The sequence below is a fragment of the Candidatus Hydrogenedens sp. genome, assembly GCA_035378955.1.
Taxonomy (GTDB): domain Bacteria; phylum Hydrogenedentota; class Hydrogenedentia; order Hydrogenedentales; family Hydrogenedentaceae; genus Hydrogenedens.
In genome coordinates this window covers 36937-57242 of record DAOSUS010000016.1, presented here as the reverse complement: position 1 = coordinate 57242, position 20306 = coordinate 36937, and the positions used below count along the sequence as shown (strand labels likewise).

The following is a 20306-nucleotide window of genomic DNA, read 5'->3' as shown; positions in this document are numbered from 1 at the left end:
GCAATGTTCCGATTCCTTTACCTACCCTAAAAAACCTTGGAAGCAAAGGAAAGAGGATTTTATTGCCCGTTGTTATTCAATGTCAACAGATGTAAAACTTATTGTTGCATGTGATAAATGGCACAATTTGTATTCACTGTATCATGATTATTGCAGAGAGGGTGATAATATCTGGTCGCGTTTCAACGGGAAAAAAGAAGGGTCTCTCTGGTATTATCGGGAAATTATTCAAGCGTTGAAAAAAGACTGGCAACACTCCATCCTTTCCGAGTTGGAATTTTACCTTATGCGTTTATTAGAAAAATAAAATGTTTAGTTAAATCCTATTTTAGGGACATGCGGAACTTTCAATTTTCTACCTGCGGGCAGGAGATACGGTTTCTTTAAGTTATTGAGTTGGATAATTTCTTCTTTGGTTACACGCATATCCCGTGCTATGGAATCCAGGGTATCGCCATATTTCACTGTGTATATAATAGTTTCTTTTGTAGGAGACGAATCTTTGGGTGCCTCCTGTGTAGCCGTTTCTTCGCTCTTCGGTTTTTCCTCTGTATCTGTAGTTACAGGTATTGTTTGTGTCGCGGGGGTGTTTTCTTCATTTTTCGCCTCAGGTAAAGTTAAAGGAGCGACTGATTTGTCAGTAGGGGAGGTTTTCGGTTTTTCCTGTGTATCGGGTGCTTTCTGTTGGGGTGGTTTTTCCTCTGTCCCTTGAGCCACATACACAACTAAATTTAATCCATACTTAATCAAGTTGGGGTCCTGTATCCCGTTCCAAGCCATAAGGTCTTTGGGCTTTACTTGATACTTTTGGGCGATATTATATAAAGTTTCTCCCCGTGCAATTTTATGATTTATTGCTTTGGTTCCCGGTGGTTGAGGTGCTTTTCCAATAGATTTCGTTTCAGTCCCTGCTTTTGGCGGAGTAGAGGGTTGTTGCTCTGTTTTTACCTCTTCTTTTGGTGGTTCTGCTTTTGCAGTTTCCACAGATTTTTCTTCTTGTTTAGGTTTTGTTTCTGTAACTATTTGTGTTAAATCTTGAGCAACGGTTGTTTCTTTAGGTGGGGTAGTATTTATAGGAGTTGTTGCTGTGGGAGATGATGTATTTTCTGCAGGAGAGGTCTCAGTTGTTGCAGCTGGGGTTGGTGTGCTTTCCGTAGGTGTAGCTGGAGTTTCTTGATTAGGAGCAGGAGTAGTCTCAGTTGCCGCAGATGGAGGAGCTTCTACTGTGGGAGGATTCATTGTCTCTGTGCTGGGAACGGGAGTTTGTGTTTGCTGGGCTATTAAAGTAGCCTCTGTTGGAGGAGTAGTTTCTTGTTTTTCTTTTTTCGGAAGGGGACGAACTACAGAGAATAACTGAGCCAATCGCATACACCGTTCTTCTTTGGCTTCTTTTGAAACATTTTGTTCGATGATTTGCACCATCTTTGCCATTTCATTTACATCTCCCAAGGAAGAACAAATTAGGTCAATGCCTACGCCGGTCATTTGCAAAGCGACATCCGCATAAGTTGCCGTTCCCTCTAAAGGATACTCTGCTATATCATCAGCGATAATAACCCCTTTATAACCCCATTTGCCGCGGATTAAACCATAGATAATTTTCTGAGATACAGAAGCAGGCAAATAGGGATTTTCATCGTCTAACAGTGGAATGGATACATGAGATACTAACAATGCAGGCAGGTTCTGATGAACTGCTTCAGAAAATGGGAATAACCAGGTAGCCAATTGGGATATGGCTTGATTCATATTTTCTTCGGCTTTGTCAACTTCGAGTGCAAAACATACTTTCCCATTTACCTCTTTTTTTACTGCAAGTGTTTTGCTGGGGAAACTTTTTATTACAGGGATAACCTTCCCCTGCCAAATCCCTTGACTAAAAGATAAACCTACCCATTGTATCGCCTCCGTTGTATCACCGATATAATTTCCCCGTTCTGTTTCCGGTGCCCTTCCTGCTACATAAATTTCTATCATAGGTCCGAACAACATAGAAATACCCCATTCACGAATTTTTTGAGCATATAAATTGCCCGCTCCCACTATTTTTTGCGTGTCTGTACTCGTATTAAAATCAGCAAGTTTGGGTAATTCCTGAAACTCAGGTAAAGACTGCAGAAAATGAAAGTCAAGGTCCATTGCCAGTAATGGCAAATCGGAAACATTGCTTTTTACTTTATCACGAATAGTTTGTAATAGATTTAAATATTTGTCTTTGTCTATGTTTCCGGGTGATGGTTTTACAACTACCGCGAAAGGATGTATCTGGTTCAGCAAATCTATTGTTGAATCAGAATATTTATCCTCATTTACAATGTATATAATAGGAGAAATTGTTTCTAAATCAGAGAGTAATTTTTGTTCCTCATTCACCGGAGGTGGTTCTTCTTGTTTTTGTGGTTTTTCCTTAGGTATTTCAGCCATTGGGCTTGGAGGAGGTGTTTCCTTCGGAGGAGGATTTAATTGTAAATACATATAGGATAGAGCAATTCCAACGAGCACGCCCAGAACAAAAATAAGCACACTACCGAAAGGGGATTGTTTCTTATACGCTTTTACATTCAAATCAATAACTTCCACTTTTTTACCCTCCAGTGTTGGGTTTAATGATTGTATTAAATCAACATTATAAGCATAATAAATGAGAATCCCATCCCATTTCAATAAATCGAACAGCATCTTTTAGAAATCTTATCCTTCCAAAAAATCAATGATGGTATAGATATAGAGTTCATTTTTATTGCTGTTTATTGTTAAAATATATAGCCTTGAAAAGAAGTAAATTAATAAGAAGACGAAAGTATGAAATCACCTCAAAAACCTAATAAAAATAACTTTTTATTTGATTTGTTCGGATTTCCCATACTTCCTGTATATGGGGCACTTCGAGTAAAGAAGAAGGATGGACATATTGAGCCCTTTAGCCTACAGAAATTGTCGGAATCCATAAGAAAAGCTCTTCAATCGGCGGGTGTTGAAGAAAACGGGCTGGATTATAGTCTTGCAACGGCTGTAAAAACCTACCTACGGGAATGTCATGGACTTGAGGCTATTATTTCTACCCGCGAAATTAATACTATAACTGTGCAAGTGCTTCAAGAAATGGGACAGACACGAACAGCTCGTCATTATAAGGAATTTTCACGACAAAAACATCTTCAACAACGCCTTATTGCAAACACTAAAATTCCTCCTAACCGTGCTAAGAAGTCCACAGAAGAAACCTCTCAGGATGCTCTTTCTCTCTTCCAAAAAGATATTGATAGGATTACAGAAGAGATAGAACATTTATTAGAACCGTTGAAATTAAAAAAAGATATTCAGGGAAAAATTATTCAGCAGGTATTAGAGATACTTAATGGAATTCAATGTCAGCGACCTTCTTTGAACTTTCTTAGCGAGTTATGTTCAATTTTGCTGAATAAAGAAAAGATTTTAAGCCCTTATAAACATCTTTCACTCAATCTCCCTACGAACGACTGTATTGAAATTATAAAAAGTATCCATTCAAACGAAATAACGCCTGTGGATACAGATATTATTTTAGGCAAAAAAGTTAAAGAGCAGGTATCCCGTTCATTGATATTTTCTTCGGATGTTATGGATGCCCATGATAATGGATTTATTCACATAAATGCCTTAGACCAACCCGATAAATTATGGAATCTTCATCAGTCCACACTTTTTTTATGGTTATGTCATAGGAAAAAGAATTCTGCTATTTGTACCCCGCAAGACCTCTGGAATATTCTTAAAAACTCCTGCTTACAATGGAAAGATTTTTTCGTAAACCCGATAAGTTTCTGGGGATTGAATTGGGCTATTGCACCCCTGTTAAAAGGACTGGAAGGGAACGATTATAAAAACTGGTTGTTTCAATGGGTGGAAGAGTGCGAACAAATGACTGAAGAAAATTCAGGAATGCAGATAGTTTTTGATTGGGCCGTGCCGGAGAAATGGGCCAATGCGTATGCCTTGGGTAATCGAGGAAAAAATCTGGGAACGAGCTATTCTGCCTATCAGCAGACGGCACAAGAGATGATGACGGATATTTTAGAATGTATCAGTAAAAGAGAAAAAAGTTTGTCCCTTTCACATCCTTTTGTGTGGCGGTTTAATCTTCCTTTACAAATTGCACCATCTCATGTTTTTTTACCTTTACTGGTTTCCTGTGTAGAAGATAAGGAAATACCGATAACAGTTATCTTCACCCCTCTTGATTCTGTAGATATTTCTCCTCAAATTAGTCTCGGAGGAATTACCATAAATCTTGTTCGCCTTGCTTATAAAAATCCGACAGGAGATAGTTTTTATACGGCTGTTTTTCAAACGATTCTGTTAGCCGTTCATGCTTATGAAGAAATGTTGAATTTTTTATCCGGATATTATGGGGACGCCAATGGGAGTATCTGGAAGTCGCTATTCGAGCAAATTTACAAAACTCCCGGGGATATCCCCTCTTTTGCATCTTTCCCTTTCCATTTATTTTTTAGTGGAATTAAAGAGGCTTTACAAATACTAAATGATGATAAAGAAATGAAGAATATTGAAGTATGGACAGGAGCAGAAAATCTACTGAAAAAGATTCGAGGGATGGTTTCAAGTTGTATTAAAGATAAGAATTTAAAAATACGGTTAGGTTTAGAAACAAATACGGATATATTAAAGAGATTAGCTCAAAAAGATATGGACGAATTGCATGACCTGTTTGTTACATTAAAGCGTGAAGAACCTTTTCAATTTATACCGCAGTATGCAGATGAAATTGCACCCCTTTCGTTTTATCATCCGGAAGAACTTACTCCCCAATTTAAGAAACTATTCAGTATTGCCCAATTATTAGATGTTCCTGTTCCAACTCATTTTGCCCCTAAACGCGTTTGGGATAGCCTGGTTCTGGGAGAAGTGATGCAATTATTCGCTCAAACGAATAAAGAAAATGCCCCCGTTTTACTACGGTTTATACCCTCCGAATGAAGTCCGTATGTCTAACACATCCGACAATAATTATTATTTATTCCCATTCGATTGTGGCGGGGGGTTTTGAAGTGATATCGGTTAGCACGCGGTTAATTCCTGAAACTTCATTACAAATACGGCTGGCAGTTCTTTGAAGGATATCCGGTGAGAAACGGAACCAATCCGCAGTCATGGCATCTTCAGATGTAACGGCACGAAGGACACATACTTCTTTGTAGGTTCGTTCATCACCTTGCACACCCACACTTTTAACAGGAAGTAAACAAACGAAAGCCTGCCAGATTTGATTGTATAAGCCGGCTTTCTGGATTTCTTCAATGAATATAGCATCGGCTTCTCGTAGGGTATCCAGTCTTTCTGCTGTTACTTCGCCAATGCAGCGAACGGCAAGACCGGGACCCGGAAAAGGATGGCGATGTATAATTTCATCCGGTATCCCTAATTGTTTGCCTACATCTCGAACCTCATCTTTGAATAATTCTCGGAGCGGTTCTATTAATTGCAGATTCATCTTTTCAGGAAGTCCGCCAACATTATGATGACTCTTGATGGTAGAGGAAGGACCTCCTGTAGCAGATATGGATTCAATAACATCCGGGTATAATGTTCCCTGGGCAAGAAAAGACAGGTCTCCTAACTTTTTGGCTTCCTCTTCAAATATTTCAATAAATAATGAGCCGATAATTTTTCGCTTTTGTTCCGGGTCTGTTATGCCTTTAAGGGCAGATAGAAACCGTTCTTGTGCTTTAACACAATGCAGATTTATATGAAAATTATCACGAAATACCTTTTCCACCATTTCAGGTTCACCTTTTCGCAATAGCCCGTTATCTACGAATACGCAGTGGAGATTATCTCCAATAGCACGATGTAATAGAACTGCGGTAACACTGGAATCCACACCGCCGCTAAGGGCACATAAAACTTTTTTCCCGTTAATTTTTCCACGCAATTCCTGAATTGTCTGTGTTATAAAATTGCCCATAGTCCATGTTGAGTCAGTCTGGCAAATGGTATGGACGAAGTTGGATATGATTTTTTGCCCTTCCGGTGTATGCACTACTTCCGGGTGAAACTGCACGCCGTAGAATTTCCGTTCTGGATTGCCAATTACCGCATAGGGGCAGTTTTCCGTTGCCCCCATCGTGATAAAACCCGGGGGAATTGCTGTTACCTGGTCACCATGGCTCATCCAAACAGGAGTTTCTTTATGGACTCCGTTTAGCAACTCAGAATTTCCTTTGTGTTTTAGATAGGCGATGCCATATTCTTTTTGGTGAGCAGGTTCTACCTTTCCACCGAGCAGTTGAGCGAATATCTGAACACCATAACAGATACCCAATATAGGAACCTGTAAATCAAAAATTTCCATTTTGGGCAAAGGGGCATGAGGTTGATGAACACTGGCAGGTCCACCGCTTAATACAATGCCTGCTAAATTGGGAGTTTTAATCTTTTCCAGAGGCACATTGTAAGGAAGAATAATACTGTAAACACCGGCCTCTCGAATGCGTCGTGCTATGAGTTTGCTATATTGAGCACCAAAATCAAGAACAACAATAACAGGTCCTTTGTATTCCATAATGGGTTACCTCGGTATCTGATAATTGGGGGCATCTTCTGTAATGGTTACATCATACGGATGACTTTCTTTAATCCCTGCGGATGTAATTCGCACTAATTTTGTATTTTCTTGTAATGATTTTATATTGGGACAGCCGCAATAGCCCATTGCGGCACGAAGACCACCTACTAATTGATGAATTACATCTGCCAATGCTCCGCGATAAGGAACACGCCCTTCAATTCCTTCTGGTACAAGTTTGGTCGGTTCTGTATCAAAATGCATATACCGTGTTTTGCTGCCCTTTTGCATGGCTTTGATGGAACCCATACCTCGAACCAACTTGTAGGTTCGTCCTTCATACAATATCCGTTCGCCAGGACTTTCCTCTGTTCCAGCGAACAAACTACCTATCATCACGGTATCTGCACCGGCAGCGATGGCTTTGGCAATATCTCCGGAGTATTTAATACCTCCATCGGAAATAACGGGGATATTTTTCGGTTTACACACACGCACCACATTTAAAACCGCTGTTATCTGGGGAACGCCAACACCTGTAACGACGCGAGTTGTGCATATTGCACCGGGTCCTACACCTACCTTGACGGCATCCACACCGGCGTCTATTAATGCCATAGCCCCTTCACCTGTAACAACATTACCGGCGATAACCGGAATATGGGGGTGTTGCTTTTTTACTGCCGAGACCATTTCAATAACAAGGGCAGAATGTCCATGAGCGGAATCAATGACAAGGACATCTGTGCCAGCTTCAATCAATGCATCGGCTCGTTTTAATTCTTCCTCTCCCACACCAATTGCAGAGCCAACCCGTAGCCGACCCATATCATCAACGCAACGATTTGGGAAATCCCGTGCTTTAATAATATCTTTTACAGTGAGCAATCCAATAAGCCTTCCACGGTCATCTACTACGGGCAATTTTTCGATACGATGTTTATGTAAAATTCGTTTTGCCTCTTCTAAAGTGGTTCCCGGTGGCACAGTTACAATTCGTTCCTTAGGGGTCATTATTTCAGATATTTTTCTTGTGAAATCTTCTTCAAAACGTAAATCGCGGTTGGTAAGTATCCCAACTAAAATTCCTTTTTCATCTGTAATCGGGACACCAGAGATTCTGTATCGTGACATCAAGGATTCTGCATCGGCAAGGGTTTTATCAGGCGATAGAGTAAAAGGATGAGAAATTACTCCGGATTGAGACCTCTTTACACGGTCAACTTCCGTTGCCTGTTCCTCAATGGTTAAATTTTTATGAATAATGCCAATACCACCTTCTCTTGCAACAGCAATAGCGAGACGGGACTCCGTTACGGTATCCATAGCGGCACTTATGATAGGAATATTTAACTTAATATTTCCAGCCAGTCTTGTGCTTACATCTGTATCACGGGGTAATACAGCCGAATAAGCAGGTTCTAATAATATATCGTCAAACGATAAACCTTCGGTAATGCGTTCCTCTTCTTGCATAGACAAATATCCCAATATAAGAATTAATAAAGAATTATATTTTTAAACCCCGCAGACTTCCCACGGGAATATAATTATAAAGAAAAAAATGTAAAATTGCAAAAATTTTGTTTGTCTTATGTGATTAATGCGTTTGGATTATCCAGCCCGTCTGACCTGTTATATTTATGGCAGGCGTATAGGAATATTTATGGGTTTTCCTCCTCGTATGACTTGAACATTGAGTTCTTTTACCCCTTTGAGTTTTTCATACAAAGGCATTGCTTGTGAAAAATCTGTAATCGGGTAGCCGTTTACAGAGGAGATAATATCTCCATCCTGAAAGCCAAGAGCGTTTGCATACGGTATTTGATTGATATTGGGAATGGCAAGCCCGATAGGTTTCCCTGATTCATCAAGGGCAACTGTCGGTGTGTGTTTCATCAGTAGTTGTTGGGGGTCTATCTTTGTTTCATTAAAATTAATTTTTGAGGCATCAATAACGGGAACATTAGAAGAGAAAGTCCCTTTATAAACTTCATTCCCTTTTGCTTTTAAGACCGTTTTTTCTTTCTCCTCTTCTTTTTTCTCCTCAACCTTCTTTTCTATCTTATAGGAAATTTGGGTTAATCCCTTACTTTTACGATAATCACGGGGTGCTAATGGAGAAATGTCTGCCCACAATCCCTTTTTTTCTCGGATAGCCTCTGCACAAAGTTTTTTAAGTGTTAGGGCATCTTTAGCGTTTTCATCGTCCCACCATGCATACCCCTCTTTTATTAAAACTTCACTTATATTTTCCCCTTCCTCCGTTAGAACATTACACACGAGATAATCCAAATTGTCTGTTGTCAAAATTTCTATGTCCACTCCCTTGTCCCCAATTTTTTCTTTGAGAAATTGTTTTGCTTCTGTGTAGAAATTCTGTCCTTCCTCAGGGCTGTCTACTCCATATATACGAATCTTCATCGTTTGAGAGTTGTCTCCGATTGTTTGTGCAACAAAAGAATCCCCTTCTAATACTTCCGTAACCTTACACTTTGCTTTTTCTTCCGATTGTGCAGCATTGACAATTGAAAATATAAACAAAACAACAATGACAAATATAGTAGACTTTTTCATGACCCAAAAACCTATTTTGTTGTGTTATATATATTCTACAACAAATCCTTTTTAAAATAAAGAGGTTAAAGAGATTAAAATCTTTGTAAAACAGTAACAATATATAAACGAATAGCCAATGATGTTTTTTATATGAAAAAAGTCAATTTTTTATTTTACCGTTAATGCATAGGTTTTTGTCTGAACTTGTTTGTCGGGTCCCTGTACTTGTAAATCAACAGTATATTCGCCTGGTGAAGGGAAAGTAAATGTAAAAGAAGGTTCTTTGAATTTATCTTTTCCCTGTATAGTCCACTCGCATTTTTTAATCATAGTGTCTACCGGAAAACTTAAACTGGCTCCTTCGGGGAAATCTTCACCTACGGAGAGAGGCAACTTCCCCGGAGGTATGGCGATAAGTTCTTTCAAAGAAAATGTATAGGGTTGATTAGGTTTCAGGGATATATCGTGCATTATCGAGCGAAAACGAAAAGCAGGAAAGCCTACAAGGGTTTCCGATATAGCCTTTATGGCGATTTGATAAGCAGGAGGTTCTGCATAAGCAATTAAAATAGCATCTGCTTTTTTGGCACAGGAAAGAGCCTTCGGATGCCCTAAAACAATGGCTACTACTTTTGACCCTTTTTCCTTCAGTCGGTTAATTAATTCTTCTTGTTCCAATAACCGTAAAGTTGAAACAACGATGCATATTACTATCGGGGCTTTACCTATATTTTTCTCGGCTCGCTCTATCTCAAAATTCTGTAAATAACCCAGTCGGAGGGATGAAGGCATCGGTTGTAAGCCTATATTTTTATGGTATTTTCGCAGGTATTCATCCAATTCCTTAACACCTACGGCTCCTGTGATACCTATACCGGCGACAGAACCTTTTGTCAATGGCAAAACATTCCCGTTATTTCTTACCAGTGTTATTGAATTTTTTAAGATGTAATACGAATTATCAAAAATATCGCCACCTGTTTTTGTCAATTCTGTAGGTTTGATTTCCTTTTCCCCTTTTGTAGAAGTATCTTGTGTAGAGAACTGAATGTCTTTCAATGTTTTGATGTGCGTATAGGCTTCCTCAATCTGTGATGTTGAAATTTCTTGATGTTGAACGGCATAGTAAACGCGGTCAATAGCACGCCCAGCAGTATTTGAAGGTCCACGATAATATAAAACATCAGCACCGTTTCGTAATGCTTCCAGAGCCGATTCCGAAGGGTCCATAAACTGTAAGACTTCTGGTGCATCTAAGGGTCCGGCAATAATTACCCCCTTAAAATTCAGTTTGCTGCGAAGCCAATCGTGTATTACTGCCTTCGAAATACAAGCCGGTTTCCCTTGCGGGTCTAATGTTGGAACTAATGTTGTTCCCACATGAATAATAGGACAACCTTTATCAATAAGTAGTTTATAGGGCAAAATGTCATTATCTATCAGGTACTGTTCAGGTGTGAGTAATACGGCTGGCTGGATACCTTCCCGATTTGTTTGACCACCGGGAAAGTCCATAGGGACCATAAGTATTTTAGGTAAATTCCAGAGCTTAAACATTTGAACAGCCACTTCGGATGCTGTCTGAGCATTCGAACCCAGAGAGTGCAGATTACTATGGGCTTTCGGTAATAAAGATGCCAGACTTAAATGGGGACCTAACATCATGTTTAATTTTAATCCCTGAATATAACTCTTCCATAGGCGGATAATTTTTTCTATGTTCGTAGGGTCCGGATTTGCAGAAAGAGCCAGTAAAGGTGGCAGATTAATATAAGGAGATGGGGCTCCCCGTTCACGTTCAATCACATCATATAAATCGCCTGCCAACCACAATGGCAACCCTTCATTCCGAACAGAAAACCTTAACCCTGCAATATATTCCTCTGCTCGTTTGGGTTCAATAATCTGAGGAATCACAACCCCTGCGGGTGTATATTGAGATAAGAAATTACGGTCTCCGAGTAATGTCCCATGGGTCCCTTGTAATGTAATTAGGAACAATTGACTGATTTTTAATCGCAGTTCATCTTCCGCCTTTTTCTCTTTTGAAGGGCTCTCGTTATCCGTGTCTTTTGTCTTTTCCTTTTCATGAATTTGAATTTCATCACTCTTTATGGCTTCTGGCAGAGGTGCTTCGTTATCAGCACCTAATATTCCCATTAAAAAAATAAAATAAAGAAACATATTTTTCTCCAAAATCAATATGGTGAATATTAATTATAGTATTCCAGTCCCATCTATGGAAACAATTTAAGATTAAACATTGCTTATACCTTAAAATGATAAAAGGACATGGCATGCCATGCCGCTACTTCGTTGTAAGTTTTCGTGGTAAAAAATATTTAACCACAGAGGACACGAAGAAAATTTCATACAAAGGACACAGAAGAGGTGAGGGTAGTTAGCCAATCGCCCCTACAATACAATTCCTTTTTACAAGGGCGTGAAAATGAAAACCAAAAGCGAGGACGCTTCTGATACAGAAGAGCAATGATTTTTTTGTTATGAGAATAAACTATAGAGGATAGGAAGCCATTATGAGAATTTAAATTTGTAGGGTATTTTTTATATGAAAAGGTTGGGATTTAATACATTTTTGGGGATAAATTTTTGAATGGTTAATGAACGGTTTGGTGGCAGATAGGATTGAACCTCTTCAATGTCTTCGTCGTTCAATAATGGTTTTGCATAGGTTAAACGAAAATCGCAAGGGATAGAAGTCTGTAATAATATGGTCATCGTTTTTTTTATTGTTTCAATATCTGTTTCTACTCCTGTTAGATGTGTATATTTATACCATGGTGCTTTGATGTCCATAGCAAAGTAATCAATGAGATTATCATAAATCAATTTTTCTACTACTTCGGGGTTTGAGCCGTTTGTATCAAGTTTTACTTTATAACCTAATTCCTTGATTTTTCTCACAAACTCCCATAAATCTGATTGTATTGTGGGTTCTCCGCCTGTAATTACTACCCCGTCTAACTTGTTTTTCCGTTCGTTTAAGAATGTAAATAGAGATTCTTCAGGAATAGGTGGCAGAAATAACTCAGGAAGCACTAAGGATGGGTTGTGACAGAAAGGACAACGAAAATTGCAACCTTGTGTAAACACAATTGCAGAAACGCAATTGGGGAAATCTGATAAGGAAAAAGGCTGGAAACCACCAATCTTCATAAGGATAATGGCTCTATTTTGGATTATTGTTTTAGAGGATTAATCAATTTTATATCTTGCACGTAGTTCAAATTCTGCCCGTTTCCCTTCATTCCATTGGCTTACAGGCCGCAAATAGCCGACGACACGAGAATATACCTCTGTTTCTTTTCCACATTTGGGACATGACGGAAATTCTCCACGAATATATCCATCCTGTGGGCAGACGGTAAAACTGGGGCTTAAAGTAAAATAAGGAAGTTTGTATCCTTCACATACTTTTTTCACAAAGGCTTTTACCGAATTGGGGTTGGCTACTGCTTCACCTAAAAAGATGTGCAGAACCGTTCCGCCTGTATATCGGGTCTGTAGAGGGTCCTGCAAATCAAGCACTTTAAAAATATCATCCGTATAATTCACGGGTAATTGTGTGGAGTTGGTATAAAATGGGACGCTACCGTTCTTCAGTTGTTCCATATTTGCGAAATGGGCATCGGGATAGCGTTCGTAATCCAGCCGAGCAAGGCGGTAACTGGTTCCTTCTGCGGGAGTTGCTTCGAGGTTGTATAGATTGCCCGTTTCCTGCTGAAATTCTCTCAATCGGTTTCGGGCATGGTCTAACACACGGATGGCAAATTCAGAACCTTCAGGTGTGCCAATGTCTTTTCCAAGAAGGTTCAGACATGCTTCATTCATTCCAACCAAGCCGATTGTAGAGAAATGGTTGTTCCAATAATGATTGTATCGTTGGTATACATTCCGCAAATAAAATTTTGTGTAAGGATATAAATCGTTATCGGTCAATTGTTCTAAAACCTTCCGCTTTGTTTCAAGGCTGGTGCGGGCAATATTCATTAAATTATCCAATCGGTCGAAAAATTCATCCTCATCCGCAGACAAATATCCAATTCGTGGCATATTGATGGTAACCACACCGATAGACCCTGTTAACGGATTTGCCCCGAAAAGTCCACCTCCTCTCCGTTCCAATGCACGCAAATCCAGACGCAAACGACAACACATCGAACGAGCATCACAGGGGGACATGTCGGAATGAATAAAATTAGCAAAATAGGGGATACCGTATTTCGCGGTTACTTCCCATAAACGGATTAAATCGGGGTCGTCCCAATTAAAATCTTTGGTAATGTTGTAAGTAGGTATTGGGAAACTGAATACCCGTCCTTTGGCATCTCCTTCGGAAAGAACCTCAAGGAACGTAGAATTGAATATCTTCATCTCCTCTGCGAATTCACCATAAGTAGCATCTTGATATTCGCCACCAATAATAACAGGCTGATTGGCTAAATTGGCTGGCGGTTGAAGGTCTAATGTTACATTGGTAAATGGGGTCTGGAAACCGACACGGGTGGCTACATTCAAATTAAAAATAAATTCTTGTAATGCTTGTTTTACCTCACGATAGTCCAATCCATCATAACGGATAAAAGGGGCTAATAAGGTGTCGAAATTACTGAAAGCCTGTGCTCCTGCTGCTTCACCCTGTAAAGTATAAAAGAAATTAACCACCTGCCCTAACGCTGTGTGAAAATGTTTTGCCGGTTTGCTTTCTGCTTTGCCCGGGGCTCCTTGAAAACCACTCATCAACAAATCTTGTAAATCCCAGCCTACACAATAGACCGATAATAAACCGAGGTCGTGCAGATGTAAATCCCCGGAACGGTGTGCTTCCCGGACCTCCGGTGTATAAATTTTGTTGAGCCAATATACCTTGCTAATTTCACTGGAAATATAATTGTTCAAACCTTGTAGAGAATACGCCATATTGCTGTTTTCCTGAACTTTCCAGTCCATCTTTTCCAGGTAACGGTCAATCAAATCTACATCCGCTTTATTGACCATCTCACGGATACGTGCATGCTGGTCTCGATAAAGAATGTATGCCTTAGCTGTTTTCTTAAAAGGCGACATTAGTAAAATTTCTTCCACGGCATCCTGAATTTCTTCAACAGTGGGATGTCCATCTAACGGCATCGTTTGCAAAAGAGCCAATACACGAAGAGTTAATCGACGAGCAATATCTATCCCAAATTCTCCAGTAGCTTTCCCTGCCTTTAATATGGCTTGGGTTATTTTTCCTGCCGAGAAAGGAACCTTTCGCCCATCTCTCTTCAATACATGCGTAAAAGGAACCAAGTCTGTAAAAACTTCAGCCGAACTTATTTCCCAATTCTGCATAGCCTACGCTCCCTAAATTAAATTTTTATTTATTTAAAAACTTTAATTTCATCACCCCAATATAATCTGCCCGAAAAGAAGGTTATTTTTATGCCTTCGGGGAAGATTTAGGAGGGCTAATTACTGTTTGATTAAATTTTCATAGAAAATAAAAAAAAGATAAAAATATTTTATAATAAAAAATACACAATGTCAAGTAGAATTTTATTCCCAATATACAATATATAGTGATATTGAGTGAATAATCTGTGGAAAAACTGTTCAGAATCCTGTGGATAACAATGTTGATAACCTGTGGATAAATAGGGGAAAAGTTACAAAAAAATGGGTGATTTTACCTAAAATTGTGTTTTATTTTTGTTAAAAAAAGAATGTGTAAAACGGGCTTTTTATACACCATTATTATCGGAATAATTCTTGTGCAAAACTTTAAAGATATGAGATAAAAATTCTTTTCAAGGCGAAAAATATAAAGGGAACAATCCTATTTTTAATGGGGAATTATAAAGATAAAAGGGTTATTTGCTGTATAAAATAAAGAGGGTGTAGAGAATTCGCAAAGGGGGTAGTAAGAAAGGAAAAAAATAGGGAATGATTTATTATCGTTTTTCATGAAGGGGTCGTGATTATTAACAACTTAAAATTTTGGACATTCTACATCAAAAAACATGCCTTCAATGGGGATGTATTCAAAACGGACTACATTTTTATAAGGGATAATTTCCACTACACGGATATTTTCAAATTCATCGCCGACGCGTGCAGCGACCCGTTTTTTTTCTCCCGTGATACGATTGATAACTTCAACGAAAATGGTTGTTTGCCCTGTCTCTTTATCTTCGAGTAAACCGCGAACAAAAACTTTCGGTTGTGCAATGAGTTGTTCTCCCCGTGTTCTTAATCGTCTTAACGCCTCACTTTTTGCTCCTAAAGTTTCATATACATCAATACATACTAATGCCAGAACCCAGCGGTTATTTTCTTTGGCAATTTTCGCCCACTGGGCAACTTCTTTAGCCACTTCTTTGCAGGCTTCCTGTGCTAAAGGATTATCAGCATTTTTTTGGACAAAATTGAAAACATCATTCATTACCTGCAATCTTACATCTTCCCGAATATAGGGATAGTTTCCATCGGAAGAGAATGGTATATACATCTGAAGTGGAGATAGTATTTCCTTTATTTGTTTTACGAAGTCTTCCTTGGTTTGAGGGACTTCTGCTGGTTTTTTTGTTTCTTTGGGGCGACATGCACTAATCAGGGTTATGATAAGCAAACAACCGATGAGTGCTAATGTATAATTTTTGTTAAATTTCATAAGAACCTTTTCTTTGTATTGCAAAAGATTGCAATTGTTTATTTTTGGTAATTATTTGTATAAACACATTATAATTAAATTTCTTTCAATTAAAAAACGAAAGAAAAGGTAAAATTCGGGTGACATCAGAAATTTTAAATAATATAGAACAAAGGCATATCTGGTCAGTATCGGAATTGAACCGAAAAATCCGTGATTTGCTGGAAGAAGAGATAGGCTATATCTGGCTTAGTGGAGAGATTTCGAACTGGCGGGTGGCACCTTCTGGTCATGCGTATTTTACCTTGAAAGATGCGGATAGCGAACTTACTTCGGTAATGTTTCGGGGTTATCTTCAGAACATAAAATTTCAGCCCGAAAATGGTATGGAAGTGCTTGTTTTTGGGCAGATTACAGTATATGAAAAGCGAGGAGCCCACCAAATCGTTGTGGAACAGATGGAGCCGAAAGGTATTGGCGCCCTTCAATTAGCATTTGAACAATTGAAAAAGAAGTTAGAAGCGGAAGGATTGTTTGACCCTGCTCATAAAAAGAAATTACCTCTATTGCCTAAAAAAATTGGAATAGTAACTTCTCCATCGGGTGCGGCAATACGGGATATATTAAAAGTATTATCGCGTCGTTTTGCAAATATCCATGTAATTCTTTACCCAGCACGAGTACAGGGGGAAGAGGCAAGCATGGAAATTGTTGCTGGAATTCGATATCTGGACCAATATGGTGTAGATGTTATTATTGTCGGTAGAGGAGGGGGTTCCATAGAAGATCTCTGGCCCTTTAATGAGGAAATAGTTGTCCGTGCAGTATTTGAGGCAAAAACGCCCATTATTTCTGCAGTAGGGCATGAAATTGATTTTACACTAACGGATTTTTCTGCCGATGTTCGTGCTCCGACCCCATCTGCAGCGGCAGAAATGGTTATTCAGGACCAGACCATTTTATGGGATAAGATACAAACACAAAAACAAAAATTGGTTCGAGCCGTTAAACAAATTTCGAATCAATATTGCCATCGGCTTGAATTGGCTCAACAGCATAGGGGTTTTCAAAGTGTCCGTAGTATAATTCGTGATAATATGTTCCGATTGTTGGACTGCAGAAAGCAACTGGAGGATTGGTGGGAATGGGAAAAAGAGGCATTACATTCGCGAATCCGAAAGGCGATGTATGCTTTGCAAATGATGTCTCCTCAATCAAGAGTTCAATCTCAAAAAGAGAAACTGGATTATATTAAGAAACAGTTAGAACAAAAAATAAAGGGTACCTTTCAAGGAAGAAAATCAAAATTTATGTATCATACTGCTAAATTAGATGCACTGAGCCCGCTAAAGGTGTTGGGTCGAGGATATGCTCTTGTATGGCTTGAGCCCGAGCATAAATTGGTCCGATGTGTGGAACAATTGGATGTAGGTAATTTTGTTAAAATGCAATTTTTAGATGGCACAGCAGATGCCATTGTTAAAAACAGAGAATATAAAAAGGATGAATAACTATGAAAGAAAAGCAAGAGAAACCTACTTATGGGAATTTTGAAAAAGACTTGGAAAAATTAGAACAGATTGTCCAAAATTTAGAGAAAGGCGAATTGACATTAGAAGAAGCCCTTAAACAATTTGAGGAGGGAATTCGTCTGGCAAGGCAATGTGAAAAGGCTCTTTCCGAAGCGGAACGGAAAATAGAGATACTTTTAAAAAATGAGGAGGGTGAGATTGAAGCGAGACCGTTTGACCTTGCTGATACAGATAATGGAGAAGGAACATCATCCAATAAATTAGTAAATTCGGAAAAGGTGGCTCAACCGCGGATAAAGAAGACAAGTAGTAAAGAAAATGTGTCAGAACCTGATATTAATGAGGATTTACCTTTCTAATGGATATTTTTAATAATTTGAGGAATGAATTTCATAAAGAGAAAGTAGAACAATTTCTTCTGGATAAAGGCAAACAAACCGAAGAAGCCCTTCATAGATATTTATCTCAATTGCAATGCCCTATTCCGGGACTTATTGAAGCCATGGAATACAGTCTATTTGCAGGAGGGAAACGGCTTCGTCCCGCATTGGTTTTAGGTTCTGCGGAACTATTTGATGGAAATATACAAAAGGTGATGCCCTCTGCATGTGCCATCGAGATGATACATACCTATTCCCTAATTCATGATGATTTGCCCGCATTGGACAATGATGATTTTCGACGAGGCAAACCGACCTTGCATAAAGTTTATGGTGAAGCAATAGCCCTGCTGGCGAGTGATGGATTGCTGACGTTGGCGTTTGAATTATTGGCAAGCACAGGGAATGCAGAGGTTGTGGTGGAAGTTGCCCGTTCTGCGGGTGTTAATGGTATGGTAGGTGGGCAATATATGGATATAATAGCGGAAGGGAAACTTGTGCCAATGGAAACATTGCAGGAAATACACCGAAAAAAGACGGGTGCCTTGATTTGTGCCTCATTACGATGTGGTGCGTTGCTTTCAAATGCCTTTTCTAAAGGTTTACAAGCAATAACCGAATACGGAAAACATTTGGGGCTTGCCTTCCAGATTGTAGATGATATTTTAAATGTAACCGGGGATGAAAAAACTTTAGGAAAACCTGTCGGAAGTGATAAAGAACATAAGAAGTCTACCTATCCCGCTTTGTTAGGTTTACAACAGTCTCAGGAATTAGCATTGGAACATACTCATAAAGCCATTTCAGCCCTGACCTGTTTTGGTGAGAAGGCAGAGGTATTCCGTCAATTGGCTCTGTATATGCTATTACGCAATCATTAAACATTAGGGATTAATGTTATTTAAAACATGAGTACTCACATTGAAGAAGTTAAACAAATTGTTTCAAAGAACGAATGTAAAAATAATCCACAAAATATTTCATTACAAAATCTCGTTTCCATAGATATTACAGACAGATTAATTGCTTTTACCTTATGTTTTATATTTCTTGCTTTTGCTTTGTGGATAGGAATTGTCAGTTCACGCCCTTTCCAATGGCCCTTTAATTGGGATACCCTTCGCGATATAGGAATTGCTCAAACCTTGCTTGATAAAACCTATCCCGAGGACCCCATATTAAAAGGTGAGGTTAATTGGTATAACCCGCTGACCGGAGCCGTAATTGCCCTGTTCAGTAAAATACTTAACAAATCATTACCCGAAACCTGTATGCACATAGGTCCTTTTTTACAGTTATTATTGCCTATTGCGGTGATGTTATTGGCATGGAACCGTTGGGGACCCTGGGCAGGTTTTTTATCTCTAACCTACTTTATTTTTGCAAGAAACCCTTTTTTAGCGGAATGGTTATATTCCACTTATTCACCGTGGCTATTAGCACCTCAATGGGGCAAGACATTTTTTTTCTTAACAATTCTTATGTTTATTCTCTATGTGGAAAAAAAGAAATTTCTCTTTGCTGTTTTTTGTGGTCTATTTTTAGGGTTAGGTTTTCTAACACACACCGCCATTTTAATAGAAGCCGGGTTATTTATTGCCCTATATTCCTTTATCCAAATTGCCCAATTATATGGCTCTTCTCAGAGACAGGAACTGATACGATATCTCAAAAGAATAGGTATAATTTTAGGCATAGCACTTCTGTTGAGCAGTCCTTATTGGTTACCTATTTTTATTAAATATCAATTTATTATTCGCCATCCCTATCCATCCCTTTATTTAACCCCGGCCCTTGAATTAAAAAACCTCCCGACAACTCTCTTAAAAAGTGCCAATGGCTTTACTGGAATAGGTGTTCTATCGCTTTCATTTTTCTTTATCCACAGGAAAAAACAGGAATTGTGGTGGTTAAGGCTATGGACAGTGGTTGTTCTTCTTTTAGCCGTTCAACAGATAATATGCCAATCCTTGAATTATTATGGTTATATAATTCCTGCATTTTTTCCACCGCATCATAACTTTATGTCTGTTCATGCCTTGATAGGATTTTGGTTTGTTTATGGCTCCCTCCAATTAGCAGGTGAAATTGGTTCCTTTTTACAACGCAGAAATATCCATTGCTGGCTTCAGAAGGGGATTTATCTGGTTACTTTATCTTTGATATTCCTAATAGGTATAACTACTCTGGTAAGACCTATTTCACCATTACATGAAATCTACCGTGGGACAGAAGAGAATAATCTGGTGCATGATGTTGTCCGATTTGATACCGTTTATAGATGGATATTGAACAATACCTCTCCTCAGGATATATTTTTATGTGATGAAGTTACCGGAATTTGGACAGTTATGCCAGCAGCCCGAAAACTGGTTTATACCTTAATGTTATACATGAATCCTTATAGTAATATAGTCCCTTCTATAGAATATTACAATTACCTATGGAATTCCCTGAGGGAAAAGAGGTTCAGCGATTTTGTTGCTTTATGTCAGCAAAAGAATGTGAAATATATTCTTCTATTACATACCGATAAAAATAAGCCCCTTCTGGATAAAATGCAAAAAATACATCGCTGTTATGAAGACCATCAGGTTGTGGTATACAAAATCCCATGA

The 20306-nt window shown here is 38.8% G+C and carries 14 protein-coding genes; 6 read left to right on the top strand and 8 right to left on the bottom strand.

What is annotated here, in order from left to right:
- A partial coding sequence (locus PLA12_05340) for a phosphohydrolase (GenBank protein HOQ31921.1) occupies positions 1-307 on the top strand: 307 nt, incomplete at its 5' end.
- 5 nt (positions 308-312) lie between these two features.
- Here PLA12_05340 and PLA12_05335 read toward each other — a convergent pair.
- Complete coding sequence (locus PLA12_05335; protein ID HOQ31920.1) at positions 313-2679, bottom strand: LysM peptidoglycan-binding domain-containing protein; 2367 nt, start codon at positions 2677-2679, stop codon at positions 313-315.
- Between the two features lie 123 nt (positions 2680-2802).
- On the opposite strand from PLA12_05335, the gene PLA12_05330 reads away from it, so the two are divergent.
- Positions 2803-4977, top strand: coding sequence for an ATP cone domain-containing protein (locus PLA12_05330; GenBank protein ID HOQ31919.1), 2175 nt, complete (start codon positions 2803-2805; stop codon positions 4975-4977).
- A 37-nt stretch (positions 4978-5014) separates the two neighbouring features.
- Here PLA12_05330 and guaA read toward each other — a convergent pair whose 3' ends face one another.
- From guaA to PLA12_05295, 7 genes are all read right to left on the bottom strand, one after another.
- Positions 5015-6562: a glutamine-hydrolyzing GMP synthase gene (gene guaA, locus PLA12_05325; GenBank protein ID HOQ31918.1), complete on the bottom strand. Its 1548-nt coding sequence runs from the start codon at positions 6560-6562 to the stop codon at positions 5015-5017.
- 6 nt (positions 6563-6568) lie between these two features.
- Positions 6569-8041, bottom strand: coding sequence for an IMP dehydrogenase (gene guaB / locus PLA12_05320; GenBank protein HOQ31917.1), 1473 nt, complete (start codon positions 8039-8041; stop codon positions 6569-6571).
- A gap of 165 nt (positions 8042-8206) precedes the next feature.
- Complete coding sequence (locus PLA12_05315) at positions 8207-9142, bottom strand: thermonuclease family protein (GenBank protein ID HOQ31916.1); 936 nt, start codon at positions 9140-9142, stop codon at positions 8207-8209.
- A gap of 150 nt (positions 9143-9292) precedes the next feature.
- Positions 9293-11308 carry a glycoside hydrolase family 3 N-terminal domain-containing protein gene (locus PLA12_05310; GenBank protein HOQ31915.1) on the bottom strand — a complete coding sequence of 672 codons (2016 nt, stop codon included), beginning with the start codon at positions 11306-11308 and terminating at the stop codon, positions 9293-9295.
- A gap of 381 nt (positions 11309-11689) precedes the next feature.
- Positions 11690-12301, bottom strand: coding sequence for an anaerobic ribonucleoside-triphosphate reductase activating protein (locus PLA12_05305; GenBank protein HOQ31914.1), 612 nt, complete (start codon positions 12299-12301; stop codon positions 11690-11692).
- 39 nt (positions 12302-12340) lie between these two features.
- Positions 12341-14479: a ribonucleoside triphosphate reductase gene (locus PLA12_05300; GenBank protein HOQ31913.1), complete on the bottom strand. Its 2139-nt coding sequence runs from the start codon at positions 14477-14479 to the stop codon at positions 12341-12343.
- Between the two features lie 637 nt (positions 14480-15116).
- Positions 15117-15797, bottom strand: a complete 681-nt coding sequence (locus tag PLA12_05295; protein ID HOQ31912.1) for a hypothetical protein — start codon at positions 15795-15797, stop codon at positions 15117-15119.
- Between the two features lie 119 nt (positions 15798-15916).
- Here PLA12_05295 and xseA point away from each other — a divergent pair, with 119 nt between their 5' ends.
- The 4 genes from xseA to PLA12_05275 are packed head-to-tail and all read left to right on the top strand — an operon-like array spanning position 15917 to position 20306.
- The gene (xseA, locus tag PLA12_05290; GenBank protein HOQ31911.1) at positions 15917-17287 is read left to right on the top strand and encodes an exodeoxyribonuclease VII large subunit; all 1371 of its coding nucleotides are present in this window, start codon (positions 15917-15919) and stop codon (positions 17285-17287) included.
- A gap of 2 nt (positions 17288-17289) precedes the next feature.
- Positions 17290-17667, top strand: a complete 378-nt coding sequence (locus PLA12_05285; protein ID HOQ31910.1) for an exodeoxyribonuclease VII small subunit — start codon at positions 17290-17292, stop codon at positions 17665-17667.
- Positions 17667-18569, top strand: coding sequence for a polyprenyl synthetase family protein (locus PLA12_05280; protein HOQ31909.1), 903 nt, complete (start codon positions 17667-17669; stop codon positions 18567-18569). The genes PLA12_05285 and PLA12_05280 overlap by 1 nt, the downstream gene beginning before the upstream one ends.
- Positions 18570-18596: 27 nt before the next feature.
- Positions 18597-20306 (top strand): hypothetical protein, encoded by a 1710-nt coding sequence (locus tag PLA12_05275; protein ID HOQ31908.1) that lies wholly within the window; start codon positions 18597-18599, stop codon positions 20304-20306.

Bases quoted from the DNA above. Each gene is read 5' to 3' on its own strand.
- PLA12_05300 (HOQ31913.1), bottom strand. From the start codon at position 14,479: ATGCAGAATTGGGAAATAAGTTCGGCTGAAGTTTTTACAGACTTGGTT.
- PLA12_05335 (HOQ31920.1), bottom strand. From the start codon at position 2,679: ATGCTGTTCGATTTATTGAAATGGGATGGGATTCTCATTTATTATGCT.
- guaA (HOQ31918.1), bottom strand. From the start codon at position 6,562: ATGGAATACAAAGGACCTGTTATTGTTGTTCTTGATTTTGGTGCTCAA.
- PLA12_05330 (HOQ31919.1), top strand. From the start codon at position 2,803: ATGAAATCACCTCAAAAACCTAATAAAAATAACTTTTTATTTGATTTG.
- PLA12_05275 (HOQ31908.1), top strand. From the start codon at position 18,597: ATGAGTACTCACATTGAAGAAGTTAAACAAATTGTTTCAAAGAACGAA.
- PLA12_05305 (HOQ31914.1), bottom strand. From the start codon at position 12,301: ATGAAGATTGGTGGTTTCCAGCCTTTTTCCTTATCAGATTTCCCCAAT.
- PLA12_05285 (HOQ31910.1), top strand. From the start codon at position 17,290: ATGAAAGAAAAGCAAGAGAAACCTACTTATGGGAATTTTGAAAAAGAC.
- guaB (HOQ31917.1), bottom strand. From the start codon at position 8,041: ATGCAAGAAGAGGAACGCATTACCGAAGGTTTATCGTTTGACGATATA.
- PLA12_05295 (HOQ31912.1), bottom strand. From the start codon at position 15,797: ATGAAATTTAACAAAAATTATACATTAGCACTCATCGGTTGTTTGCTT.
- PLA12_05310 (HOQ31915.1), bottom strand. From the start codon at position 11,308: ATGTTTCTTTATTTTATTTTTTTAATGGGAATATTAGGTGCTGATAAC.
- PLA12_05280 (HOQ31909.1), top strand. From the start codon at position 17,667: ATGGATATTTTTAATAATTTGAGGAATGAATTTCATAAAGAGAAAGTA.
- PLA12_05315 (HOQ31916.1), bottom strand. From the start codon at position 9,142: ATGAAAAAGTCTACTATATTTGTCATTGTTGTTTTGTTTATATTTTCA.